The sequence below is a fragment of the Serratia symbiotica genome, assembly GCF_000821185.2.
Classification (GTDB): Bacteria; Pseudomonadota; Gammaproteobacteria; order Enterobacterales; family Enterobacteriaceae; genus Serratia; species Serratia symbiotica.
Genome location: NZ_CP050855.1, coordinates 2033486 through 2056788, shown reverse-complemented (window position 1 = coordinate 2056788; position 23303 = coordinate 2033486). Strand labels below are relative to the sequence as shown.

The 23303-nt window shown below is 50.5% G+C and carries 17 protein-coding genes and 8 pseudogenes; 10 read left to right on the top strand and 15 right to left on the bottom strand.

Annotation, left to right across the window (positions count from 1 at the left end; genetic code table 11):
- Positions 1-42 precede the first annotated feature (42 nt).
- From SYMBAF_RS17775 to SYMBAF_RS10330, 3 genes and pseudogenes are all read left to right on the top strand, one after another.
- Positions 43-196 (top strand): annotated as a pseudogene (locus tag SYMBAF_RS17775) (ATP-binding cassette domain-containing protein); the annotation flags it as partial.
- A 246-nt stretch (positions 197-442) separates the two neighbouring features.
- A complete protein-coding gene (gene mlaA, locus SYMBAF_RS10335; RefSeq protein WP_040265355.1) occupies positions 443-1204 on the top strand; it encodes a phospholipid-binding lipoprotein MlaA in 762 nt (253 codons plus the stop codon).
- Positions 1205-1456: 252 nt separating this feature from the next.
- Positions 1457-2140 (top strand): annotated as a pseudogene (locus SYMBAF_RS10330) (IS5 family transposase); the annotation flags it as partial.
- On the opposite strand, the gene SYMBAF_RS18700 reads toward SYMBAF_RS10330, so the two are convergent.
- The 3 genes and pseudogenes from SYMBAF_RS18700 to fabB form a co-directional block, all read right to left on the bottom strand.
- Entirely contained in the window at positions 2061-2225 is a 165-nt protein-coding gene (locus SYMBAF_RS18700; protein WP_162483245.1) for a hypothetical protein, read from the bottom strand. The pseudogene SYMBAF_RS10330 and the gene SYMBAF_RS18700 sit on opposite strands and share 80 nt — an antisense overlap.
- A gap of 321 nt (positions 2226-2546) precedes the next feature.
- Positions 2547-2742, bottom strand: a pseudogene (locus SYMBAF_RS10320) (hypothetical protein).
- Positions 2743-2838: 96 nt separating this feature from the next.
- Positions 2839-4053 (bottom strand): beta-ketoacyl-ACP synthase I, encoded by a 1215-nt coding sequence (fabB, locus tag SYMBAF_RS10315; protein WP_006709532.1) that lies wholly within the window; start codon positions 4051-4053, stop codon positions 2839-2841.
- Between the two features lie 178 nt (positions 4054-4231).
- Between fabB and mnmC the strand changes: the two genes are divergently transcribed.
- A complete protein-coding gene (gene mnmC / locus SYMBAF_RS10310; RefSeq protein WP_040265356.1) occupies positions 4232-6253 on the top strand; it encodes a bifunctional tRNA (5-methylaminomethyl-2-thiouridine)(34)-methyltransferase MnmC2/FAD-dependent 5-carboxymethylaminomethyl-2-thiouridine(34) oxidoreductase MnmC1 in 2022 nt (673 codons plus the stop codon).
- 41 nt (positions 6254-6294) lie between these two features.
- On the opposite strand, the gene SYMBAF_RS10305 is transcribed toward mnmC, so the two are convergent.
- The 6 genes from SYMBAF_RS10305 to prmB form a co-directional block, all read right to left on the bottom strand.
- On the bottom strand, positions 6295-6576 hold the full coding sequence (locus SYMBAF_RS10305; protein ID WP_006709530.1) for a YfcL family protein: 282 nt from the start codon (positions 6574-6576) through the stop codon (positions 6295-6297).
- Positions 6577-6801: 225 nt separating this feature from the next.
- Complete coding sequence (locus tag SYMBAF_RS10300) at positions 6802-7359, bottom strand: elongation factor P hydroxylase (RefSeq protein ID WP_040265357.1); 558 nt, start codon at positions 7357-7359, stop codon at positions 6802-6804.
- A 55-nt stretch (positions 7360-7414) separates the two neighbouring features.
- Positions 7415-8215, bottom strand: coding sequence for a sulfite exporter TauE/SafE family protein (locus tag SYMBAF_RS10295; RefSeq protein WP_040265358.1), 801 nt, complete (start codon positions 8213-8215; stop codon positions 7415-7417).
- Between the two features lie 7 nt (positions 8216-8222).
- Positions 8223-9044 (bottom strand): penicillin-insensitive murein endopeptidase, encoded by an 822-nt coding sequence (mepA, locus tag SYMBAF_RS10290; RefSeq protein WP_040265359.1) that lies wholly within the window; start codon positions 9042-9044, stop codon positions 8223-8225.
- 6 nt (positions 9045-9050) lie between these two features.
- Entirely contained in the window at positions 9051-10136 is a 1086-nt protein-coding gene (gene aroC, locus SYMBAF_RS10285; protein ID WP_040265360.1) for a chorismate synthase, read from the bottom strand.
- A 43-nt stretch (positions 10137-10179) separates the two neighbouring features.
- Entirely contained in the window at positions 10180-11112 is a 933-nt protein-coding gene (gene prmB, locus SYMBAF_RS10280; RefSeq protein WP_040265361.1) for a 50S ribosomal protein L3 N(5)-glutamine methyltransferase, read from the bottom strand.
- A gap of 187 nt (positions 11113-11299) precedes the next feature.
- Here prmB and SYMBAF_RS10275 point away from each other — a divergent pair.
- Together SYMBAF_RS10275 and smrB are read left to right on the top strand one after the other, a co-directional pair.
- Positions 11300-12468, top strand: a protein-coding gene (locus tag SYMBAF_RS10275; RefSeq protein ID WP_152609001.1) for an IS3 family transposase whose coding sequence is annotated in 2 segments (ribosomal slippage) — positions 11300-11549 and positions 11549-12468 — 1170 coding nt in all. Because the reading frame shifts where the segments join, the coding sequence is not laid out codon by codon here.
- A gap of 77 nt (positions 12469-12545) precedes the next feature.
- Positions 12546-13076 carry an endonuclease SmrB gene (smrB, locus tag SYMBAF_RS10270; protein WP_040265362.1) on the top strand — a complete coding sequence of 177 codons (531 nt, stop codon included), beginning with the start codon at positions 12546-12548 and terminating at the stop codon, positions 13074-13076.
- Between the two features lie 48 nt (positions 13077-13124).
- Here the strand turns inward: smrB and sixA are convergent, their stop codons facing one another.
- A complete protein-coding gene (sixA, locus tag SYMBAF_RS10265) occupies positions 13125-13601 on the bottom strand; it encodes a phosphohistidine phosphatase SixA (RefSeq protein WP_040265363.1) in 477 nt (158 codons plus the stop codon).
- Between the two features lie 1009 nt (positions 13602-14610).
- Here sixA and fadL point away from each other — a divergent pair.
- Positions 14611-15969, top strand: coding sequence for a long-chain fatty acid transporter FadL (gene fadL, locus SYMBAF_RS10260; RefSeq protein WP_052447775.1), 1359 nt, complete (start codon positions 14611-14613; stop codon positions 15967-15969).
- 65 nt (positions 15970-16034) lie between these two features.
- Positions 16035-16276: pseudogene (locus SYMBAF_RS10255) on the top strand (IS1-like element transposase); the annotation flags it as partial.
- On the opposite strand, the pseudogene SYMBAF_RS10250 reads toward SYMBAF_RS10255, so the two are convergent.
- Positions 16277-16384 (bottom strand): annotated as a pseudogene (locus tag SYMBAF_RS10250) (IS481 family transposase); the annotation flags it as partial.
- 92 nt (positions 16385-16476) lie between these two features.
- On the bottom strand, positions 16477-16932 hold the full coding sequence (locus tag SYMBAF_RS10245) for a type II toxin-antitoxin system HicB family antitoxin (protein WP_052447776.1): 456 nt from the start codon (positions 16930-16932) through the stop codon (positions 16477-16479).
- A gap of 85 nt (positions 16933-17017) precedes the next feature.
- Between SYMBAF_RS10245 and SYMBAF_RS10240 the strand changes: the two are divergent.
- A pseudogene (locus tag SYMBAF_RS10240) lies at positions 17018-18220 on the top strand (IS256 family transposase).
- A gap of 34 nt (positions 18221-18254) precedes the next feature.
- Here the strand turns inward: SYMBAF_RS10240 and SYMBAF_RS10235 are convergent.
- Positions 18255-20465 carry an autotransporter outer membrane beta-barrel domain-containing protein gene (locus SYMBAF_RS10235; RefSeq protein WP_052447777.1) on the bottom strand — a complete coding sequence of 737 codons (2211 nt, stop codon included), beginning with the start codon at positions 20463-20465 and terminating at the stop codon, positions 18255-18257.
- 684 nt (positions 20466-21149) lie between these two features.
- Between SYMBAF_RS10235 and SYMBAF_RS10230 the strand changes: the two are divergent.
- Positions 21150-21317, top strand: a pseudogene (locus SYMBAF_RS10230) (IS5/IS1182 family transposase); the annotation flags it as partial.
- A 71-nt stretch (positions 21318-21388) separates the two neighbouring features.
- On the opposite strand, the pseudogene SYMBAF_RS10225 reads toward SYMBAF_RS10230, so the two are convergent.
- Positions 21389-21658, bottom strand: a pseudogene (locus tag SYMBAF_RS10225) (integrase core domain-containing protein); the annotation flags it as partial.
- 102 nt (positions 21659-21760) lie between these two features.
- Entirely contained in the window at positions 21761-23209 is a 1449-nt protein-coding gene (locus tag SYMBAF_RS10220; RefSeq protein WP_040265367.1) for an ATP-dependent nuclease, read from the bottom strand.
- Between the last annotated feature and the right edge of the window lie 94 nt (positions 23210-23303).

Below are 23303 nucleotides of genomic sequence, written 5' to 3'. Positions count from 1 at the left end.
GCTAGGGGATTCGCTATCCCAAAGAGACATGAGTACCTTTAGATGTGGCAAGTCAAAGGTTTGAGTGGCGTGCGTGATGAACGCTCCCTGTTTAGTAAGCTAAACTTTTCGGTGCATCCTGGCGAAATTCATTCAGGTGGCAGGGTCAAACGGCGCAGTTAAGGCCAGTCTGCTGCGTATTTTGGCTGGTTTGGCGGGCAGGCGTTGCTGAGGGATGCAATACGCGACAAAAGAGGCCTCAACCGGGAAAACCTACGATCAGGCGCAGCATTGCGCAAGCAAAAACACAGGCTTGCGAATAAACTGTTAAACTTGGTGCCAATAGACGCTGCTGCTGGAGGCAGCTCAGCTGTTACAGAACCTCAGCAGTAAAGAGCAGGTTAGCGTTCAAATAAACAAGCAGGTACCCTGAAAAAAACGAACGTGTTTTATGGAGAAAAATATGAACTTTCGCCTGACTGGGCTGGCTTTTGCAACGGTATTATTGGTGGGCTGCGCCAGTGCGCCAGATAATGAATCACCGGGGCGACCCGATCCTCTGGAAGGGTTCAACCGGACGATGTTTAACTTTAACTACAACGTTTTGGATCCCTATGTACTGCGCCCGGTGGCGGTAGCTTGGCGTGACTATCTGCCAATGCCGGCGCGTAACGGACTGAGCAACTTCACCTCCAACCTGGAAGAGCCAGCCAGCATGGTTAATGCATTCCTAAAGGGGGATCCGTACCGTGGGATGATCCATTTTAACCGTTTCTTCCTGAATACCCTGTTGGGAATGGGGGGCCTGATCGACGTGGCTGGCATGGCCAACCCGACACTGGTGCGAGAAGAATCGAACCGTTTTGGCAGTACCTTGGGACATTATAATGTTGGCTATGGCCCATACGTGATGCTACCGGGCTACGGCAGTTTCACCCTGCGTGAAGATGGCGGCGACTGGGCGGATACGTTCTACCCGATGCTAAGTTACTTGACCTTCTGGTTGTCGGCGGGCAAATGGGTGGTTGAAGGCATTGAAACTCGTGCCCAGTTGCTGGATTCTGATGGCCTGCTCCGCAACTCTTCCGACCCATACATGATGGTGCGTGAAGCCTACCTCCAACGTCATGACTTTATCGCCAACGGCGGTTCGCTAAAGCTGGATGAAAACCCGAATGCCAAAGCGATCCAGGGCGATTTAGACGAAATCGATTCGGCACAGTAGGCCCCACGATGAAAAACCGCCCGCAAGTTAAGAACCTTTCTCATTAGGTAATTTTATTTGCCATTTTGGCCCTGGGCAGTGCTCTCCATCCTCACGTACTCCATGTACGCTGTGGTTGTTGCGTGCTGTCCGTTGCTGTATGGATAAAGGCTATCCAGTCGAGAAAAAAAGAGTCTGAAGGCATTAAGACTAGGCTGTGTCCCTTAATCACTTAAGCTATAGTAACTGTCTGTTTCCACAACATATAAAACTATGGCTTGCTACGATCTTCCCGATAAAGCATGGACAATTATCCAGCCCTTACTGCTTGCTATATCTCCACAGCCTGGCCGACCATGGGCAGAACATCGTTAAATCATCAACGGAATGTTCTAGATACTGTGTTCAGGAGAACCATAGCGCGATTTACTTGAGTGATATGGCCCATGTAAAACCTTTTATAACGGCTTTATGGAGTTATTAACATTATTTTCAACAGGTTACTTTCATACCTTGATGCTCATGGCCTTGTTGACTGGTTTGCCACCGCTCTGGATGGCAGTAATATCTGGGCTCTCAGATGCTGTCGGGGCTTAAAAAACCCGATATCACTGGAGATAACAGCCTGGGTCGCGCGCGCGGTGGTTATGGCACCAAAATCCATATGGCAATAGACGGTAGCGGTATCCCGTTAAATATCAAGCTGAGTCTCGGACAGGCCCACGAATGTCAGTTTGCGTTACGCCATCTGGAGGGTATTGGCGTGCAGCGTGGGAAGGGGCAGCATGAAACGTTGTAGACGTGCGGTGTTGGCTGATAATGCTTACTTTGGGCAATACACAGCGTAACGGGCTGAAACGCAGAGGGATAAAAACGGCTATCCCCCGAAAATCAAACGTAAAAATGGTTTCGGATGGACGTTCAAAACTCGATCATAATGCTTACCGCCACCGCCACCGCCATGGAAGGTGATGGAATCCCGGTTGATGAGTGCTTTATTGTAGGTGCTCCAGTGGGTGATTCTGAACTTCTGCTTTGCCACGGGACTGCCTGTATTGTCAGGGGGACGCGTGATCTGATCCTAGGTGAGGGCATAAGTTCGATTTATTCAACAAAGCCGAAAAACGGCTGAGGCGTAACATTTCTTCCGCTTTTCAAGGTTAAGAACCTATCCCATTAGGTTCTAAGTAAGAAGAGGAGATTTATAATTGGGTCAGAAACAGCAAATTTAAAGTACCCCAGTCTGATTATTCTAAGTAGACTGGGGCACTGCCACTTATAATCGAGCCGTCCAATTTTTGGGGTGCAGTTCGGTGCGATACACGATGACCGGGCTTATACACGCGGAACAGATAATGACCAGTTATTTGGTCAGGGCAATAATACCGAGAGTCAGGCCAGTAACCTCCGCTGTGCCGCAGCGATAGCAGCTGCGGTTTCCCAGTTATCCTGCATAGAGCCTTTCATACAGGTATTGGTGCTCACCATACATAGCCCAGCACGCAGGGTGAATCGGTAGCTCATCCGGCCAGCACGACCGACAGTAACCTAATCGCAATTAACTTTTTATTCTTATTACCTCAATGTTTGATCACCTTGAAACACTGTGCCTGGCACTATTTACTGCTACCAGGCTATGCGGTACACCACCAGGATCACTGCGGTAACTTGCGCATGACTAGCGTAGCGTTGGTACCACCGAAGCCAAAGCTATTGGACATCACAGTGGTTAACTGGCGCTGGGTCGGCTGGGTTACGATGTTTATGCCCACCGCATGCGCGTCCAGGTTCTCAATGTTGATGCTGGGCGCGATAAAACCGTGCTCAACCATCAGCAGGCAGTAAATTGCTTCCTGAACACCAGCAGCGCCCAGAGAATGACCCGTCATCGCCTTGGTGGAAGAGATTGCCGGGATGTTGTCGCCAAACACTTCACGGATTGCTCCCAGTTCTTTCACATCGCCAACAGGCGTGGAGGTGCCGTGCACGTTCATATAGTCGATGGGGGTGTCAATACCCTGCAAGGCCATCTTCATACAACGTACCGCGCCTTCGCCTGATGGCGCTACCATGTCGGCTCCGTCTGAGGTCGCACCGTAACCGATGATTTCCGCATAGATATGCGCACCGCGCGCCAGCGCGTGTTCCAGCTCTTCAACCACTACCATACCGCCACCGCCAGCGATAATGAAACCATCGCGCGCTGCGTCATAGGTGCGGGAGGCTTTTTCTGGGGTATCATTGTAGTTGGTGGACAATGCGCCCATTGCATCAAACTCACAGGCCATTTCCCAGCACAATTCTTCGCCGCCGCCTGCAAAGACGATATCCTGCTTGCCCAGTTGGATCAATTCAACCGCGTGGCCGATGCAATGTGCAGAGGTGGCGCAGGCCGAGCTGATAGAATAGTTGACGCCACGGATTTTGAACGGGGTTGCCAGGCAGGCGGAAACGCCAGAGGCCATGGCCTTGGTCACCATGTATGGGCCAACGCCGCGCAAACCTTTAGCGCGCATGCCATCGGAGCCAGCAACCTGGTTGCGTGGCGAACCACCGCCAGAACCGACCACCAGACCAGTACGATCGTTAGATACTTGATCCGCAGTCAAGCCAGCATCCTTGATAGCTTCTTCCATGGAAAGATAAGCATAAACAGATGCGTCGCTCATAAAACGCATTACTTTACGATCGATCAAACCGGTGGTGTCCAGTTTAACATTGCCCCATACGTGACTACGCATGCCGGAATCTTTCAGTTCCTGGGAGAAAGTGATCCCAGATCGACCTTCCTGTAGGCTCTCCCGAACCTCCTGCTGGTTATTACCAATGCTGGAGACGATTCCCAAGCCAGTAATCACTACACGTTTCATTTAATACCTCTTCCACACTTATTATATTTACCTAAGGGATTTTGCATCGCACTTTAGCGTACAGTTGTACGCCGAACAAGTCCGATCAGCGTTTTTCAATTTTATTTTTCTCGAATTTGCGCCACCGTGCCAGTGCCGTTAGAATTCGCGTCATCCCTTGAGTTACGAGCAATTTACCGTGAGCCATGCCGCCATCCAAACCGCAATGCTAATTTGGAACGAACAAGGTACACCTGTTTCGAAACAGTTCAATGACGTCTATTTTTCCAATCAAAATGGGCTGGAAGAAACCCGTTATGTGTTTCTTAACGGCAATCGGCTACCGCAGCGCTTTGCCAATCACCCGCGCCCGTTGTTTATCGTGGCGGAAACCGGCTTTGGCACAGGGCTTAACTTTTTAGCCCTGTGTCAGGCTTTCGCCGATTTTCGTCAGGCGTTGCCGGATGCCCGGCTTCAGCGCCTGCACTTTATCAGCTTTGAAAAATTCCCATTGCGGCAGGCCGATCTGGCAGCAGCGCACGGGTGCTGGCCGCAACTCGCCCCTTATGCCGAAGAGCTACGCGCCCAATGGCCTCTGCCCCTGCCAGGTTGCCACCGTCTGCTGTTGTCCGCCGGGCGTATTACGCTCGATCTTTGGTTCGGTGACATCAACACGCTGCTAGCGCATGTCGATGCCAGTATTGACAACCAGGTCGATGCCTGGTTCCTCGACGGTTTTGCGCCGTCCAAAAATCCCGATATGTGGACTGATCAACTGTTCAGCGCCATGGCTCGCTTTGCCCGCCCTGAAGGCAGCTTCGCCACTTTTACCGCTGCTGGTTTTGTGCGACGTGGGTTGCAGCAGGCCGGTTTTCGGGTGAGCCGTTGCAAAGGCTTCGGTCAGAAACGCGAAATGCTGGCCGGTGAGCTGCCAGCCGAGACCCCCAACGCGCAGCCTACAGTGCCTTGGTTTCATCGGCCAGCATCGGATAATACCGATGATATCGCCATTATCGGTGGCGGCATCGCCAGCGCGCTGAGCGCGCTGGCCTTGCTGCGGCGCGATGCCAAGGTCACACTGTACTGCGCGGATGCGCAGCCAGCTGAAGGGGCTTCCGGCAATCGTCAAGGGGCACTTTACCCCCTGTTGAATGGTCGCAACGATGCATTGGAGAATTTCTTCAGTGCTGCCTTCACCTTCGCCCGCCGTCAATACGCGGCCTTGCTGCATCAAGGCGTTAGCTTCGATCATCAGTGGTGCGGCGTCAGCCAACTGGCCTATGATGCCAAGAGTGCTGCCAAGATAGCCAACATGCTGGCAGTTGAGCGGCCAGCGGCCCTGGCGATGGCGGTCGATCGCGCGGCACTCAGTGAGTTGTGCGGTATCGATAGTAGCTTTGGCGGCATCACCTATCCGCTGGGCGGCTGGCTGTGCCCGGCTGAGTTGACCCGCAACGCGCTACAACTGGCGCAGCGGCAAGGGCTGATTTGCCACTATCAGCATTGCGCTAATGCCCTGTTTCGTGAAGAAATAGGCTGGCGCATCGGCTTCGCCAACGGCGAAAACCAGCGGCATGCTACGGTGATCCTGGCCAATGGCCACCAACTCACCGCGCTGGCACCCGGCGAGGCGTTACCGCTGTATGCGGTGCGCGGCCAGGTTTCGCATATCCCCACCTCGGCGGCGCTTAGCCAGTTAAAACAGGTGCTGTGCTATGACGGCTATCTGACCCCGGTCAACGTTACTCATCAGGAGCATTGCATCGGTGCAAGCTACCAGCGCGGCGCTACCACTACCGCATACCGTGAAGACGAGCAGCAGGAAAATCGCACACGTTTGCTGCGCTGCCTGCCAGAGCAGGTTTGGCCGCAACAGGTAGACGTCAGCGGTGGGCAAGCGCGCTGTAGCATACGCAGCGCCACCCGCGATCATCTGCCGATGATCGGTGCCATGCCGGATTATCAGGCCACGCTGGCGCAGTATCAGGATTTGCAACAGCAACGTCAGCGCGGTGCCGCCATCGCCAATGCGCCGGTGTATCGGAATCTGTTTGTGCTCGGTGGGCTGGGATCGCGCGGGCTGTGTTCGGCGCCGCTAGCGGCGGAAATTTTGGCAGCGCAACTGTTTGGCGAACCGTTGCCGAGTGATGCGCAGATGCTGGCAGCGCTGAATCCTAATCGGATGTGGATAAGAAAACTGCTGAAAGGACGTGCTGTGTAACAAGGTGTTTGGGGCGCGCTCAGCAGTTCCCCGATATCTTCTCAGGTGGGAGGCAATGCGGCCTGGTACAGATTTTCCCACATGCTGCGCACCAGCATCTGATCCGGCGGCGATAGCTCACCGGCAGTAATCGCCTTATTCAGGCTGCTCTCAACCCGTGTTTTCAGTGCTTCGGCAGTGTGCTCACCCTGATCTTCTACCTCGGCCACCGCCAGCGTCAGATGACCCCGCAGGTAGCCACCGGCAAACAATTCATCATCGCTGGCATACTCTACCTGGTCATCAATCAGCGCCAAAATACGTGCTTCGAATTCTACGATCATCACCTTTCCTCTAATACCCTTTATCTTTCAAACTGTAGCGTGGTTGGTTGTGCTCAGTGGCTCGGCTCATCCATGTTCGGGGCTGCTGCGAGCAGCGTTCAAATCAGTCCCCGGCAGATTTGTCACCCCAGTCACTGACCTGAATAGGCATCTGGGGATTGGTTTGCCTGCCGCCTAGTGACAGCTTGAAAGCTATTGGGGATATATTTTCAATTAAACATAGAGTCAGTTGAGATTTTCTGGATAGGGAAAATGCTCTGCCACCAACGGTGGCGTATTGTAAAACGCTTGCAATGCCTGAATAAAGCGCGCGGCTCTTGTAGGTATTTCCTGCTCCAGCAATCGTAACACCCTGTCACGCACCTTGCGCTGGAACGCGATGCGGTCAGGGTCGCAATCACCGTTTAGGTTGTCGCAACTAACGTTAAATGGGAAGCCTGCCGCTACGCAGAACATCCACTCCAGTGCTTGTGGCTTGATCTCTACCGCTTCAAACTCGCTCTGCGTTTGCGCGTCACGCCCATCCGGGCAGTACCAATAGCCGAAATCCACCAATTTACGGCGTTCCTCACCGGCGATACACCAGTGCGAGATCTCATGTAAGCCGCTGGCGTAGAAGCCGTGGGCGAATACGATGCGGTGATATGACCATTGGCTATCGGCAGGTAGGTAAATAGGTTCATCGTTGCCCTTGACCAGCCGAGTGTTGTATTCCTCGCTGAAGCACTGGTTGAAGATTGCGATTAACTGCGCGTATTGGTGGGTCACCTGTGTGTCTAACATCAATAAAAACTCTATAACCCTAAAAATAAAGTGGTAATCCCGTTCTTGTTACCTGCTATAGGTGCTGCGTTAGCCACTGCTGGATTTCTGCGCCGTGGTTGTCGTATAGCAGCTTGCCACTCATCACCAGCGAGACAATGACGATCATCGGCCGGATCAGTGTTTGCCCACGGGTCATCACCATGTGCGCCCCCAAACGTGCCCCCAGCACCTGGCCCACCAGCATCACCAAGCCAATGCTCCATACCACTTTGCCGCCGATGATAAACAGTGCCAGTCCGCCAACGTTTGAGGTGAAGTTCAGCACCTTGGCATGCGCGGTGGATTTGGCAAGGTTAAAACCGCACAGTATCACATAGGCTAGCGCATAAAAGGAGCCAGCACCGGGGCCAAAGAAACCGTCGTAAAAACCGACACCCCCCCCAGCCAGCAGTCCAAACGGCAAAGCCCCCAGACGACGCTGACGGCCTTCTTCACCTAACCGTGGCATGAGCAAAAAATACAGACCGATGCCGATCACCAGCAACGGTAGCGTCTGCCGCAACAGATCGGCGCGCATATACTGCACCAGAATCGCCCCGATGCTCGAGCCTATCAAGGTCAGCAGGATGGTCAGCTTCTGGTCGTTGAGATTTACCGCGCGACGGCGGATAAAATACAGGCTGGCGGAGAAAGACCCGCCTACCGATTGTAACTTGTTGGTCGCCAGCGCTTGCGCTGGGGGTACCCCCACTGCCATCAGAGCCGGTACCGTCAGTAACCCACCGCCGCCAGCGATGGAATCAATAAAACCTGCCAACAACGCTACTGCGAACAAAATCCCAAGCATCTCGCGGCCAACAATTAAGCAGTCCATTTATTTATTACTCCGCTGCGAAATGATTACTCAGCAATGCTTGACAGCTAGGTGGTAACGGCGGCGGCAAGCCCTGCTTGGCGCTCGGCTGATGCGGCACAAACCAGCTAGCCAGTTCGCTACCGCAGCCATCGCCCGGCGGTGGCATATCCTGATCTTCGCACTCCAGGCTGTTGGCCGGGCAACGCAAGCGTACATGCATGTGCGCACGGTGACCGAACCATGGCCGCACCTTATGCAACCAGTTACGGTCAGCGCCAGCGTCTAGGCACAGACGCTGTTTGATCGCCGGGTTGACGAAGATGCGCGTTACTGTGGCGTCCTGGGCTGCCAATTTGATCAAGGAGCCAATTTGCGGTTGCCACTGGCCTGCCACCACCTGTTTGCCATTGCTGGAAACCAGATCCAGCGGTTGCGGTTGCAACAACTGTTGCGCACTCCAGCGCTGAGGTGGCAGTTGTAGCCATATATCAACATCCAGCCCCGACTGATGGCTGGTATGACCGCTGTTGAAACGCCCGCCGGCTGGCATCGCCATATCGCCGATCAATACCATACCCAACGCTTTCTGGTGAGCTTTGTGGCTGAGACGCTGAATAAATGCCAGCAGATCTGGGTGACCGAAATAGCGGCGCTGGTCGATGCGCATCACTTGATAATCCGTTGAGTTTAGCGGCAGTGGCTGGGCACCGATAATGCAGCCATTGGCAAAGCTGCCCACCGCCTGCGGCGCGCCAGCCACCGGGTGCTCGATCTTCTGCCACGGCGTCAACGCCATGGCAGAACCTGATGCCATCAGGGCAGCGAGAGTCAACATCCAGTTTTTCATGGTCTATTACCAGCGTGGGATCTCGGAAACCACATCACCGTTCTGCGCGCGTTGGCGCAGCAGGTGATCCATCAACACAATCGCCATCATCGCTTCGGCGATCGGCACTGCACGAATACCCACACAGGGGTCATGACGGCCACGGGTGACCATCTCCACCGCCTCGCCCTGGCGATTAATGGTGCGCCCCGGCACCCTAATGCTAGGAGTGGGTTTCAATGCCAGATGGGCGATCACCGGCTGGCCGCTGCTGATACCGCCGAGGATGCCGCCCGCGTGATTGCTCTGGAAGCCCTCCGGGGTGATTTCGTCGCGGTTTTCGCTGCCGCGTTTGGTCACCACGGCAAAACCATCGCCGATTTCCACGCCTTTTACCGCATTGATGCTCATCAGCGCGTGCGCCAGGTCAGCATCTAGGCGGTCAAATACCGGCTCGCCCAAGCCAACTGGCACATTTTCAGCGATCACGCTGATTTTAGCGCCGATTGAGTCGCCTTCTTTCTTCAAAATGCGCATCAGTTCATCAAGCTGCCCCAGCTTTTCCGGGGCAGGGCAGAAAAACGGATTCCGTTCGACTTGTTCCCAGTCTTGCAATTCGCAGGTCACATCGCCGATCTGCGCCAGATAGCCGCGCACTCGCACGCCGAATGCTTGCCGCAGGTATTTCTTGGCTATCGCCCCAGCCGCCACGCGCATTGCAGTTTCACGCGCCGAAGAACGGCCACCACCGCGATAGTCGCGTAGGCCGTATTTCTGTTCGTAGGTGTAGTCGGCATGCCCCGGACGGAACACGTCCTTGATGGCACTGTAATCTTGGGAGCGTTGATCAGTATTCTCGATCATCAGCCCAATACTGGTGCCGGTGGTCACTCCCTCAAAGAGACCGGAGAGGATGCGTACCTGATCCGGTTCACGGCGCTGGGTAGTATACCGAGAAGTCCCCGGACGCCGACGATCCAGATCGTGTTGTAAATCGGCCTCAGTGAGCGGGATACCGGGCGGCACGCCATCGACGATACAGCCCAACGCTACCCCGTGAGATTCACCAAAGGTGGTGACGCGGAAGATCTGCCCAATAGTGTTTCCTGCCATCACGGCTCCTTACCGGTAGTCATTATCGTTACAGGCATTCTACTTAGCTGTGGTAGATGCTGAAGTGCGCCTTGCAATCAATCAGTTGTTGTTTAGTCAGCATGAATACGCCATCGCCGCCGTTTTTGAACGCCAGCCAGGTAAACGGAATATCTGGATACTGTTCCATCAGGTGTACCATGCTGTTGCCTACTTCACAAATCAGCACACCATCGTCGCTCAGATAATCCGGCGCACAGGCCAAGATGCGGCGCACTAACTTCAGGCCATCGTCGCCCGCCGCTAGACCCAGTTTTGGCTCAAAGCGGAACTCTTGCGGCAGATCGGACATATCTTGCGCATCGACATACGGTGGGTTGGTGACGATCAGATCATACTGGATCGCGGGAACATCGCGAAACAGATCGGAACGGATAGGGATCACCTGATGTTCGACACCATGAGCCTGAATATTGCGTTCGGTAACTGCCAGAACCTCGTTGGAGATGTCCACGGCGTCCACTTCTGCTTCCGGGAAAGCATTGCCGCAGGCGATGGCAATGCAGCCACTGCCAGTACACATGTCAAGAATGCGCTGTGGCAGATGTGGGAGCAGGGCATTGAAACGATCGTTGATCAGCTCGCCAATCGGTGAACGCGGCACCAGCACACGCTCATCCACATAGAACTCCATGCCACAGAACCAGGCTTTATTAGTGAGGTATGCGACCGGGATGCGCTCATTGACGCGGCGGATCACGCGTTCCACGATGCGATGGCGTTCGCTAGAAGTCAAACGGGCAGTATGCATGTCCTCTGGAATATCCAGCGGCAGGAACAGGCTTGGCAGCACCAATTGCACCGCTTCATCCCATGGATTATCGGTTCCGTGACCATAGTAGATATTGGCGGCATTGAAACGGCTCACCGCCCAGCGCAGCATATCCTGAATGGTGTGCAGCTCGTTCACGGCTTCATCGACGAAAATTTTGTCCAATTTGCCCTCCGGCAGGCACTACAATGCATGATTTAGTTACATAGTTTGCCATGAAGCCCATGACAAATCACGCTAACCCCTTATGCTTTTCACTCTAGCCTGGGTTTGTAGTGGCTGTAGTGGCACACTGAATTTGGCCACCTGAACAGAGGTGATATGCTCACCTCAGGACATTACAGGTGCTTCAATGAAAAAAAGAAATTTCAGTGCAGAGTTCAAACGCGAATCCGCTCAACTGGTCGTTGACCAGAACTACACCGTGGCAGATGCAGCCAGTGCTATGGATGTCGGCCTTTCCACAATGACGCGATGGGTGAAGCAGTTGCGTGATGAGCGGCAGGGAAAAATACCTAAAGCCTCTCCCATTACTCCTGAACAAATTGAAATACGTGAGCTGAGGAAAAAAATACAACGTATTGAAATGGAAAACGAAATATTAAAAAAGGCTACCGCGCTCTTGATGTCAGACTCCCTGAACAGTTCTCGATAATCGGGAAACTCAGAGCGCATTATCCGGTGGTCACACTCTGCCACGTGTTCGGGGTTCATCGCAGCAGCTACAAATACTGGAAAAACCGTCCTGAAAAACCAGATGGCAGACGAGCTGTATTACGCAGCCAGGTACTGGAACTGCATAGCGTCAGCCATGGCTCTGCTGGCGCAAGGAGTATCGCAACTATGGCAACCATGAAGGGCTTCAGGATGGGACGATGGCTCGCCGGCAGGCTCATGAAAGAGCTGGGGCTGGTCAGTTGTCAACAGCCCACTCATCGGTATAAATGCGGTGGCCTTGAACACATCGCTATCCCGAATCACCTTGAGCGGCAGTTCGCAGTGACAGAGCCTAATCAGGTGTGGTGTGGCGATGTGACCTATATCTGGACAGGCAGGCGCTGGGCCTACCTCGCCGTTGTTCTCGACCTGTTCGCGAGAAAACCGGTGGGCTGGGCAATGTCGTTCTCACCGGACAGCAGGCTGACCATCAAAGCGCTGGAGATGGCGTGGGAGGCCCGGGGAAAACCAGCCGGAGTGATGTTCCACAGCGATCAGGGCAGCCATTACACAAGCAGACAGTTCCGGCAGTCACTGTGGAGGTATCGGATCAGACAGAGTATGAGTCGGCGTGGAAACTGCTGGGATAATAGCCCAATGGAGCGCTTCTTCAGGAGTCTGAAGAACGAATGGGTACCGGTGACGGGTTACATAAACTTCAGCGATGCAGCCCACGCAATAACGGACTATATCGTTGGGTATTACAGCGCGCTCAGGCCGCATGAATATAACGGTGGGTTACCACCAAACGAATCGGAAAACCGATACTGGAAAAACTCTAACGCGGTGGCCAGTTTTAGTTGACCACTACAGTTTTGCTTCGACAGTATTCATTCACGAGGTAAAATAAAAGAATAAATAATTTCCGGTGAATAATGAGAATGAAGAATCAGCTCCCTTTGAGCAAAGATGAACGGGAACTCTTCAGAGAGTCGGTTGCGGACGCGAAAAAACTGCCACAGGATGCTGTCGCCCACTGTCGGCCCAAGCCAAAGTTTAAACAGATCGCGCCGTCGCGGCTGCTGCAAGAGCAGGTTAACGCTAGCTATTACTTCTCAGATGAATATCAGCCGTTACTGGAAGAGGAAGGCCCACCGCGCTATGTCCGCCCCGGCAGCAACCCGTTCGAACTGAGAAAGCTGCGCCGGGGCGACTATTCACCGGATCTGTTTCTCGATCTGCACGGCCTAACTCAGAGGCAGGCCAAACAGGAGTTGGGGGCGCTGATCGCCGCCTGCAAACGTGAGCATGTACACTGTGCCTGTGTGATGCATGGTCATGGCAAACACATTCTCAAACAGCAAACGCCGCTGTGGTTGGCGCAGCACCCCGATGTGCTGGCGTTCCACCAGGCACCGAAGGCATGGGGCGGCAATGCGGCCATTCTGCTGCTGGTCGAACTGGCGGAGTAAGGGGGCAGAAACGACGAAGGGCGATGTCAAACATCGCCCTTCGGTCATTCAGACTTTGGCTATTACCTGCGATGGACTCACTTGCCATTCAAATTTGCCGTGACCATTACCCGCCAGTTCGACATTGGCGATGGAGGACGTGACGAACATCGGCGGGCTTTCCCCCGGACACAGCTCGGCCACCAGATATCCAACCAACGGTAAATGGGAGACGATCAGCACACATTTCACCCCCTGCATCGCCAGCGCCTGCAAGTAGCCGCCGACGTGTTTAGTGTTACCGCTCGGCGTCAACTCAGGAAGTACTTCTTCCTCCGGCAGCGTCATGGCCTCTCGCACCATTGCCAGTGTCTGTTTGGCCCGCAGATAGGGGCTGACCAGCACCCGTTCAATATCCACAGACTTAGTATTCAGCCAAGCTGCCATCAGGCGAGACTCATCGCGCCCACAAAGGGTAAGTGGCCTTACCGCATCGCTGGCCGCATCCAGTACCGCCTCTCCGTGACGCATAATAAAAACTTGCATATTGCACCGCTGTTGTTGACAAAATAACGCTATACAGAAACGTCTTACATGCTATAACGCGCTGCCTCTATCGCGACCGGGCATTCTGCCTGAAAGTTCAGGTAAAGAAAATGCTGTTTTTTACATCAACCGCGCTCGTGCGCGGACAAAGTTGCTCGCATAACAATCAATTCAATGGGTTAAATTTCAACCTGCCCCTGATAAAATTTATTTAATGGGGGGTGATTATCCCTCCTCTTTGTACAGTATGTGAGATTGTTAAGAAGTGATAATGTTCACAGCATAAGCCTGACCGGGCATCATTAGCAGTGCTTACTTATTTAAATGATTACATTTGGCAGATCGCCAGAGATCAACATTGCGTGCAAGCACCACTGCGGTGAAACCCTCGCCAATGTTTAAAACAGAGATTAACGTAGGCCAAGCTGGAAAATCAATGTTCCCGCCTGGCAGGCGAAGATAAAATCGTCTGCCAGTTACACGCTGCCGTCAATCGGTTTAATGCGACTGTTAATATTCGTAAGGAGTAGCCTGCACCGCTCAGGCCATTTCGCTCAATACGGCCAACATTTTCTCCGCATCCTGCTGATGAGTAAATACTTGGCTATAAGATATGCTGTGCAATCGGTGTTATCCAATACCGTACCGATACTATGTACTTTCTGGCATCACACCAAAAAATTCCGAGGCTATTTTACTCCGCAGCGAAACAGAATTACTAGTACTGAATTTTTATAGGTGTTTTAAGTGATGGAAATCATAAATAACACTTAAACCATGCTAATGGAAAGTAATTATCCCCCCCTAAATTGATTAAAAAATCAATTTTTTATCATAAGTATAGGTGTATTTAAAAATAAAATTTAAATACTACTACCCGATTATACCTATAATTTATCTACTGGTCAGATTTGTCCGAATGATAATACCCCATACAATGCTATTCTCTTTGTTACCTCACATAACACAATTTAAATAATAAACACATAATCATAATGAGGTGTTGGTCATGAGACAAAAAAACCATTTACTCAATTCAGTTATTGCAATTGCAGTGGCAGTTATTTCTTCACAGACATTGGCCGCTGGATTCCAACTAAATGAGTTTTCAGCCACCGGTTTAGGGCGTGCGTATTCGGGTGAAGGCGCAATAGCGGATACTGCAGCTTCCGCAAGCCGTAATCCTGCTACCCTGATGCGGTACACTCGCCCAGAGTTTTCCCTCGGGGCGATATTTATCGATCCACAGGTAGATATTTCAGGCAAATCACCCTCAGGTGCCAGCCTCGACGCCAATAACATCGCGCCATCCGCCTGGGTGCCAAACCTGCATTATGTCCACCCGATTAACCAGCAGTTTGCCCTGGGAGGCTCAGTCACCAGTAACTATGGCCTGGCTACCAAATACAATGATGGTTATATGGCCGGTTCCGTAGGCGGCAAAACCGATCTGAAAACCCTGAATGTGAACCTGAGTGGTGCCTACCGTCTGAATCAACACTTCAGTTTTGGCTTAGGCTGCAACGCTGTGTATGCCAAAGCGAAAATCGATCGCTATGCTGGCGATTTGCCGAAGTTGTTTGCCAGTTCAGGTCAATTGCCACCGCAGTTGCTCGACCCGGTCTCACGACTCCCGGCAAATACCCAAATCTCTCATCTTGAAGGTGACAAATGGGGCTATGGCTGGAACGTTGGCATCCTGTATGAAAGGGATGAAAACAACCGTTACAGCTTTACCTACCGTTCCGTAGTGAAAATCAAGTTTGATGGTAACTACAAAAGCGACCTACCGACCCAGTACAACCCATTCCTCGGCGCGGTAGGCTTGCCACTCGGCACCAGCAATAACACCATTCCAGCGCATTTGCCCCTGAACCTGCCTGAGATAGGTGAACTGTCCGGTTACAACAAGGTAGCACCACAGTGGGCTGTTCATTATAACCTGACCTACACTCGTTGGAGCCAGTTCCAAGAGTTAAAGGCCACAAACAACGAACAGGTGTTGTTAAAGAAGAACGAAGACTTCCGCGATGCCTATCGCACCGCACTGGGCGTGACTTACTTTTACGACGATAACTGGATCTTCCGTACTGGTATCGCCTTTGATGTCAGCCCAGTACCTGTACAGTACCGCTCCATCTCGATCCCGGATCAGAACCGCCTGTGGCTGAGCACCGGTGTTTCCTACGCATTCAACAAGGACGCTTCAGTTGATGTGGGGGTTTCCTACATGCACGGCCAGAAAATCAGCATCAAAGAAGGGCCATACACTTTCGACTCTATGGGCAAGGCTTGGCTGTACGGTGCCAGCTTCAACTGTAAATACACCTGTTTTGGTCATTTACTCAACATGTTGACCGTGTTGTAAAATTGCTTTTTTACAGAGAGCATCGGATGGCTAAAGTTGACGTAAAATGCCCGTTTTGTGGATAGATCAAATTGGCTAAAAAGCATGGACTGGGTAAGGCTAAACATCCACGCTATTGCTGTCAGCTATGCTGACGAACCTTTCGATTGATTATGTTTACCGCGCCTGCCTGCCCGGAATGAAAGAGCAAATTGTTGACTTTGCGATGAACAATATCGGTAGTTGGGATACCGCACGGGCGCTACATGTCAGCATTAATGCTGTTGTGAGTACGTTAAAAAACGCGCACCAGGGTTGTGTAACCACTACGTAATGTAGGGCGCGAGATACCACAACGGCGACAAACAAGCCCCGCGTCACCAGAATTTACATAGAGTTTTACCCGCAGCAATCGCTGTTGAATTTCACTGTTCATCGTGAGGCATTATAGTGAAACGATGTCTATGAATCACACATGTGACCTAAGCTTTCGAATCGTGAGAATGGAGTATTGACTTTATTTTCCATCTATATGCATATCCTTTTTGACAGAGGTTGACCTAACCGAGCCACCGCCCTTACAGGGCTTAACGATTTCACTCTATCAGTTGCAACCCGCGAGAGGAAGCCGGAGCGGCTGCTGTACTCAGGGTGAGCGGCGACAAACTGGTCGATACGACGAATCAGCAAAGAAGGAAGTGTCACGTTAATTTTCTCCGCTTTGCCCATAAGCCGGGTGATATCCACATCGACGAGCGCCCAGACGTCGGCATAATCTGGATCAGACCGCCAGTTTTCAACGCTGGTTTCTTCCGGTACCGCCTCACCATCGTCAACCAACAATTCAATATGTGCCTCGATGGCTTCGCACGCACTCTCGATCGCATCCTGGTAGTTGTCGCCACCAGAGAAGCAGCCAGGAATATCGGGTACGCGAACGCCGAAGAATGAATTGCCTTTGTCAATAGCAACTGGATACAACATATAAACCTCAGAGGGAGACTGTAATTTAAATTGTGTATCTGCCTGTTTTTGATATGTTCACTCCAGTAACGGAGACGGGTAAATTATGGACAAAAAGAAACTTAAAGCCCTCGCGGCTGAACTGGCTAAAGGCCTTAAAACCGACGCAGATCTCAATGCGTTTTCCCGCATGCTGACGAAGTTAACCGTCGAAACGGCGCTAAACTGACCGACCACCTCGGGCACGAGAAAAATGCCCCAAAATCCGGCTCGAATACCCGTAATGGCTATTCCTCTAAAACGCTGCTGTGCGACGATGGCGAAATCGAACTGAACACGCCACGTGACCGTGAAAACACCTTCGAGCCGCAGTGGATAAAGAAAAACCAGACGCGTATCACGCAGATGGACAGCCAGATTTTGTCCCTGTACGCCAAAGGTATGACAACCCGCGAAATCGTCGCTACGTTCAAAGAAATGTACGACGCAGACGTGTCTCCCACGCTGATATCTAAGGTCACCGATGCGGTTAAAGAGCAGGTTACAGAGTGGCAAAACCGGCCTCTGGATGCACTGTATCCCATTGTTTACCTTGACTGTATTGTTGTAAAAGTGCGTCACGGCGGCAGCGTGATTAACAAAGCCGTATTCCTCGCGCTGGGCATTAATACTGAAGGCCAGAAAGAACTGTTGGGCATGTGGCTGGCAGAAAACGAAGGGGCTAAGTTCTGGCTCAGCGTGCTGACAGAGCTGAAGAACCGGGGCAATCAGGATATCCTGATTGCCTGCGTAGACGGTCTGAAGGGCTTCCCGGATGCGATAAACAGCGTCTATCCGCAGACGCATATCCAGCTGTGCATCATCCATAGGGTGCGCAACAGCCTGAAATACGTGGCGTGGAAAGACTACAAAGCCATCACAGGCGGGCTGAAAACGGTTTACCAGGCACCGACTGAAGCGGCTGCGCTGATGGCACTGGATAAGTTCGCGGAGGCCTGGGACGACAGATACCCGCAAATCAGCAAAAGCTGGCGTGCACACTGGGAAAATCTCAATACGTTCTTCGGCTATCCAGCCGATATCCGCAAAGCCATCTACACGACCAACGCTATCGAGTCGCTGAACAGCGTGATCCGTGCAGCCATCAAGAAGCGCAAAGTTGTTCCCGACAGACGACTCGGTGCGAAAAGTGATTTATCTGGCGATCAAGGATGCATCAAAAAAATGGAGTATGCCGATCAAGAACTGGCGGCTGGCAATGAGTCGTTTTATTATCGAGTTCGGTGACCGCCTGAGCGATCACCTTTAATACAGTGGCAGTTACACAGAATTAACTGACAGGGTCAAAACTGATACCTCAAGCCCAAGGTACCTTCAGTATCATTGTAGCCTTTACCACTCAGTTGTTGGGTCACACTTGCCCATACACTCAAGTTGCGGTTTAGTTTTCCTTCTACACCCGCTTTCATCTCAAGCGTATTGTGTCCGCCATTCACACCAACCTGCTCATCGTTCATCCGCACCCCGTCATTTTTACTGTTATAAACCCAGTTTGCTTCAATGAAAGGCCGGAAATTCGCCTTATCGTTGTCTTTTAGGCTTCTGTTATCCAGATACGCCCGCAGGCCCAGCCTCGTTAGCACGTTGTCTGAGCCGGTACCCTGGACATCTGTACCGTTCTGCTCGGTGTGGTCATTCGCCTTGACGCCCGCCCAGATAACCTGCGCATGCGGCTGCAACCAGATGCTGTTTTCTCTTTCCTTTTGGGTCAAAAAGGTAGCCAGATGCTGGCTGTAGCCGATCTCAAGTGAGGCGCTCAGACCGCGACTTTTGTAAGTCTCCGGTGATAAATCCTCCCCTTTCACCTCATTGTTGAACCAGCCATGCTGTAGCCAACTGTCTATGAACAAACCGGATTTGTCAGACCAGTTCTGATACCAGGTCCCGTAAAGCCCAGTACTGTAACCACTCACACTGTTCTTTGCGCCATGATCGGTAAGGTGGTTGTGCGTGCTACCATGTTGGACGGCATAGCCACCCATGACGCCCAGCACGGCCTTACCGCCCTTCCCTGACTCCCACGTCAAAACGTCGCCACCGATCTGCATGACATAGCGTTTGGCTGTTGTCGTATTCTGTCCATCAGACAGTTCGGTCTTATTTCGTCCACCTTCGTTACGTATCCACATTGAGGTTGTGTGGATCCCCGCAGATCTGTCGTGCAGTGAGACATTAAAGAGTGAGCGGGATGCCTTCAAGTTATCCGTATAGGCACCTGTTTCCGGACGTACCATTAGCGCTGGTTCCGCATCCTCCGGTAAATCTGGCGTTAACGGCACGACAACAGTGGGTTCGTTCGGAACAGTGGGATTGGGCTGTGGGATGGCGCTAGTCAGATACCAGCCCTTGTCGTCAGCCGGGTCGGCCAGGCTGCCTTTATGCAAACTATAGTCATAGGCGCCGGCCACTACGCGGTTGCCCAGGATGAAAATACCATCGGATTTGCCCCCTACGGATACCACTTGAATACCTCTCAGCGTCTGTGCCCCTGAACCATTCTCATTGAAAATGTTTAGGATACTGCTGCCCGTAGTGTCACCGGTGATGACCAGTTTGTCGGTCAGGGAGTCATCATCGGCCAGCACGCTGCCTAACGAGATGACGCTACCTTCAGTCCCAGTATAGTTTCCATTGATGGTGAGAGTATTACCGGCACTATAGCTGGTAGGGTTAAGTACAATTTTCCCGCTATTCACCATATCCCCGGAAAGAGTTGCACTCAGGTATTGCTGGTCACCCATTATCAGGGTGCCACTATTGGTTAGATTACCGCTCAGGATACTGTCGCTGTTCATCACCAGGGTGCCCGCGTTACTGAAAGCATCGTCCTGCGTAGCCAGCGCATGCCAATCGGCCTCTTGCGATACGATGAGTTTGCTGCCTGATGCCACAGCAATATTCTCTGCGTATACCGAACCATCCGCTGTGTATGACGCTGATTCAGTGTTATCACCCACGGCCACCTTACTGCCATGACCAACACTGACATCCTTATCACCATTCCAGGAAATAACCCCACCAACTTTTGCACTGTCACCCGCGAAAATCAGCTTGGCACTACCAAGCGCAACATTACCGGTAATGGTGCCATAGTTGATGATACCGCCAGTCATTGTTCCTGTATTGGTCAGGCTATCCAACCGTCCTTGGTTTACCACCGCGTATTGACCACCGGATAGCGTGCCATTATTCGTCAAACTCCTAATATATCCGTCGCTCAGATTGATGATAGCGGCCGTTTTACCTTCTATCATACCGGTAGCAGCGTTTGAGATTATATTGAGTGTTCCAGAGTTCCAAATCTCAGCGACAGCCCCCTTGGCGCTGCCTTCATTTTGCAGGGTACCACTTATCGTGCCTTCGTTATACAACATAGCGGCATCGCCGGAAAAATGGCCCATCTGGTTATAAAAGTCGGCTAAGCCACCGGTATTGCTAATGTGGTAGAACACCGCGCCATGTGACACCAGATTCTGTGGCGGACCTGCTTGCATCGTACAGGCAGTACAAGAAGTGGTTGTATAACTTTTGTAGCTCGACTCGAGACGAGTGATTATATTGAAACCTGAATTACCATTTAGGTTCACAGCAGGTTCACCTGTATTGCTAGTTGTTATAAACGGCAAGCCGTACCCACTTCTTACAGTAATAAGGAACTTTATATCCTCCTTATTTTTAGTGTCTTTCGGAGTAATGTCTGCCACCCCTCGTTCTATGTAGTAATGAGCACTTGCAGGTGCAGGTAATTTTGGTGGGGGATAATAATTCACGAAAAAACTCCCAAATAAAATATGATGTTAGTTATATATCATAGATATTAATAGTATATAAATGATAGTATATAAATGATATTAATAGTATATAAATTAGCCCTATAAATTCCCCTAAGTCTGGAATTTCTGCTGCTCATTGGAGTAATGGGAGCGAAGATAAAATATGACGATTAACTTGTCAATCAGTCGGTTAACAGTTGCGTCTTAATATGGGGTAATGGGAGCGAAATTTGACATTTTGACAGTCTATTTTGTTAGATGAATGAATTACATCATTAATCCCGCGTAGCACCTCACCACTTAACTAATTGATATTTATTATATTTTTCTTTGACTTTCTTATTGAGGCTGTTGCTTTTTTTATTTAACATGATAGCTCACTATAACTAATTCAAAGTAAAAGTTAACCGTCGCTCAATAGCGGAAACGGCCATGTACCGGGTAAAACATCTGTTCGGAGGCTCACTGACGCTGCGAGACTACGACGGTCAGGTAGCAGAGGCTTTGGCCATGGTGCGTGCCCTGAACAAGATGACGAAGGCAGGTATGCCAGAAAGCGTTCGTATTGCCTGAAAATCCGACCAGCTACAGGGACGCTCGCCCGGGATCTGATTTATTCAATAAAGCCGCCTTATATGGGAAATTTAGCCCATGACAATCTTGATACTGGCACCACAGGCCGCTGCGTATCTTTCAAGTAATGTTTCCATTGGCGTCCGACCACAGCACATTTTCCCCTGATGGGTTCGCTCATTATTATAGTGAGCCAGCCATTCATCAAGATCCGATTGTAATGTGTCGAGTTCGCCATACAGCTTTTTGCGGAACGCCACCTGATAAAATTCCTGCAATATCGTCCTGTGGAACCGCTCGCAGATGCCGTTCGTCTGCGGTGACATCGCTTCAAAACCGGTAACTCTCAACCTTTCAAGGTCATGTGTCAGATCAAGTCGCGACTAATACATTTAATACGGTGGCAGTTACACAGAATTAGGGACAGGCTCGCGATATTTAAATCAGAGGAGGCGTATCATTTCTGAAATAGATTGCTCCAATTCACTTTTATTATATAGGTTGGTACGCATAGTTTCATTTTCAGGATGGTGTATATGGTTTCGTATAAATGTTTGCAATGTTACGTCATTAGGTTGCTGCGCCACACCTTTCTTTTCTCTGACCCATTTTTTTGATTGGTTTAAACCTTGAGAAACGAGCCATTGCTCAAATTTATTTTCAAAAAATTTCTCACTTTTATCTTGTAATGCCCCATATAATTCATTGTGTAAATCAACCGTCGCTAAATTATAGGCTTTATAACTTATCTCACCCCACGATGGACTCCATGCAAACAGAGGAGAAGTATCAGCCCTTTCGATATAAGACTTATTGTTGTCTTTCTTGAAGATAAAAAGGCCAACATTTTTTAAATGTGGGGATGAAAGCAAAAAAGGAGAGTGTGTGGTTACAAATATCTGTTTGCTCTTGGAAATAATCATCAAGGCATCTAAGAGCTTTTGTTGCCCTGATGGATGTAAACAAATCTCGGGTTCGTCGATAAATAAATAAAATGGCTTACTGATCCCAGCACCATGAGCATTACAGGCAATCTCAGCATACACTTGGAGTAAAGATAAAGCCAAAGCTCTTTGCATACCATGTCCCTTTTCACCCATAGGGACATTAACACCATCATCAACCATTATAGATATAGTCTTAAAGAAATTTTCGACCTGTAGTTCTTCAAATAGAAATGATATATCTGCATGACCAAATTGCTCAGAGAATATCTGTTTAACTTGTTGTTCAACAGTTGATAACTTTCTTCTCAACTGTGAATCAGGATTATTGAAAACATCCTGAAACATAGCACTAAACTCTTTATACTCCTCTGTGTCCACATGTCCAAGTGCAATTTCCTTCAAGAGAGAGCCACATATTGTTGTTGAACCAAATTTTGCTTCGTTATTTGGATTTGTATCAGCCCAGATAAAATTGTTATCATAAAATTTTTTGAACGGGGCATCGATCCCGCTTGGGTTAGTAAAATCCGTTCCATTCCAGAATAGTATTCTCTTCTCCCCTACCTCACTACTACTTCTTTTTACTCTGAAACACTGAATCCCATTATCGTCATATATATGACTATTGAAGGATGCAACTTTATTCCCTTGAACATGAGCAGCAATAATTTCTGACAAGTTACCTGTAAATATAATTTCCGCCGAAAGGTGCTCTGGGATATCATCAGGGACAGATTTACTAAGGAGATCTTCTATATTTTTCTTTGTTCCATCCTTGATGAAATCCATTATTTCAAATATAGTTGATTTCCCGGAGTTATTTTCACCAACAAAGATATTTAGGCCGCTACCTTCGGTATTTCCATCTGGTATATTAAATTGAAGGCTATTATTCTCACCATGATACCCTTTAAAATTTTCTATTTTTAGACTTTTAATAAACATTGCTGACGTCCTTTATGTAGCTGTGTGAAACTACATAGTATTATTTTTAGCCAGCGTTGCAAGACATTGATTTTATCTGAAATTAAAAACAATA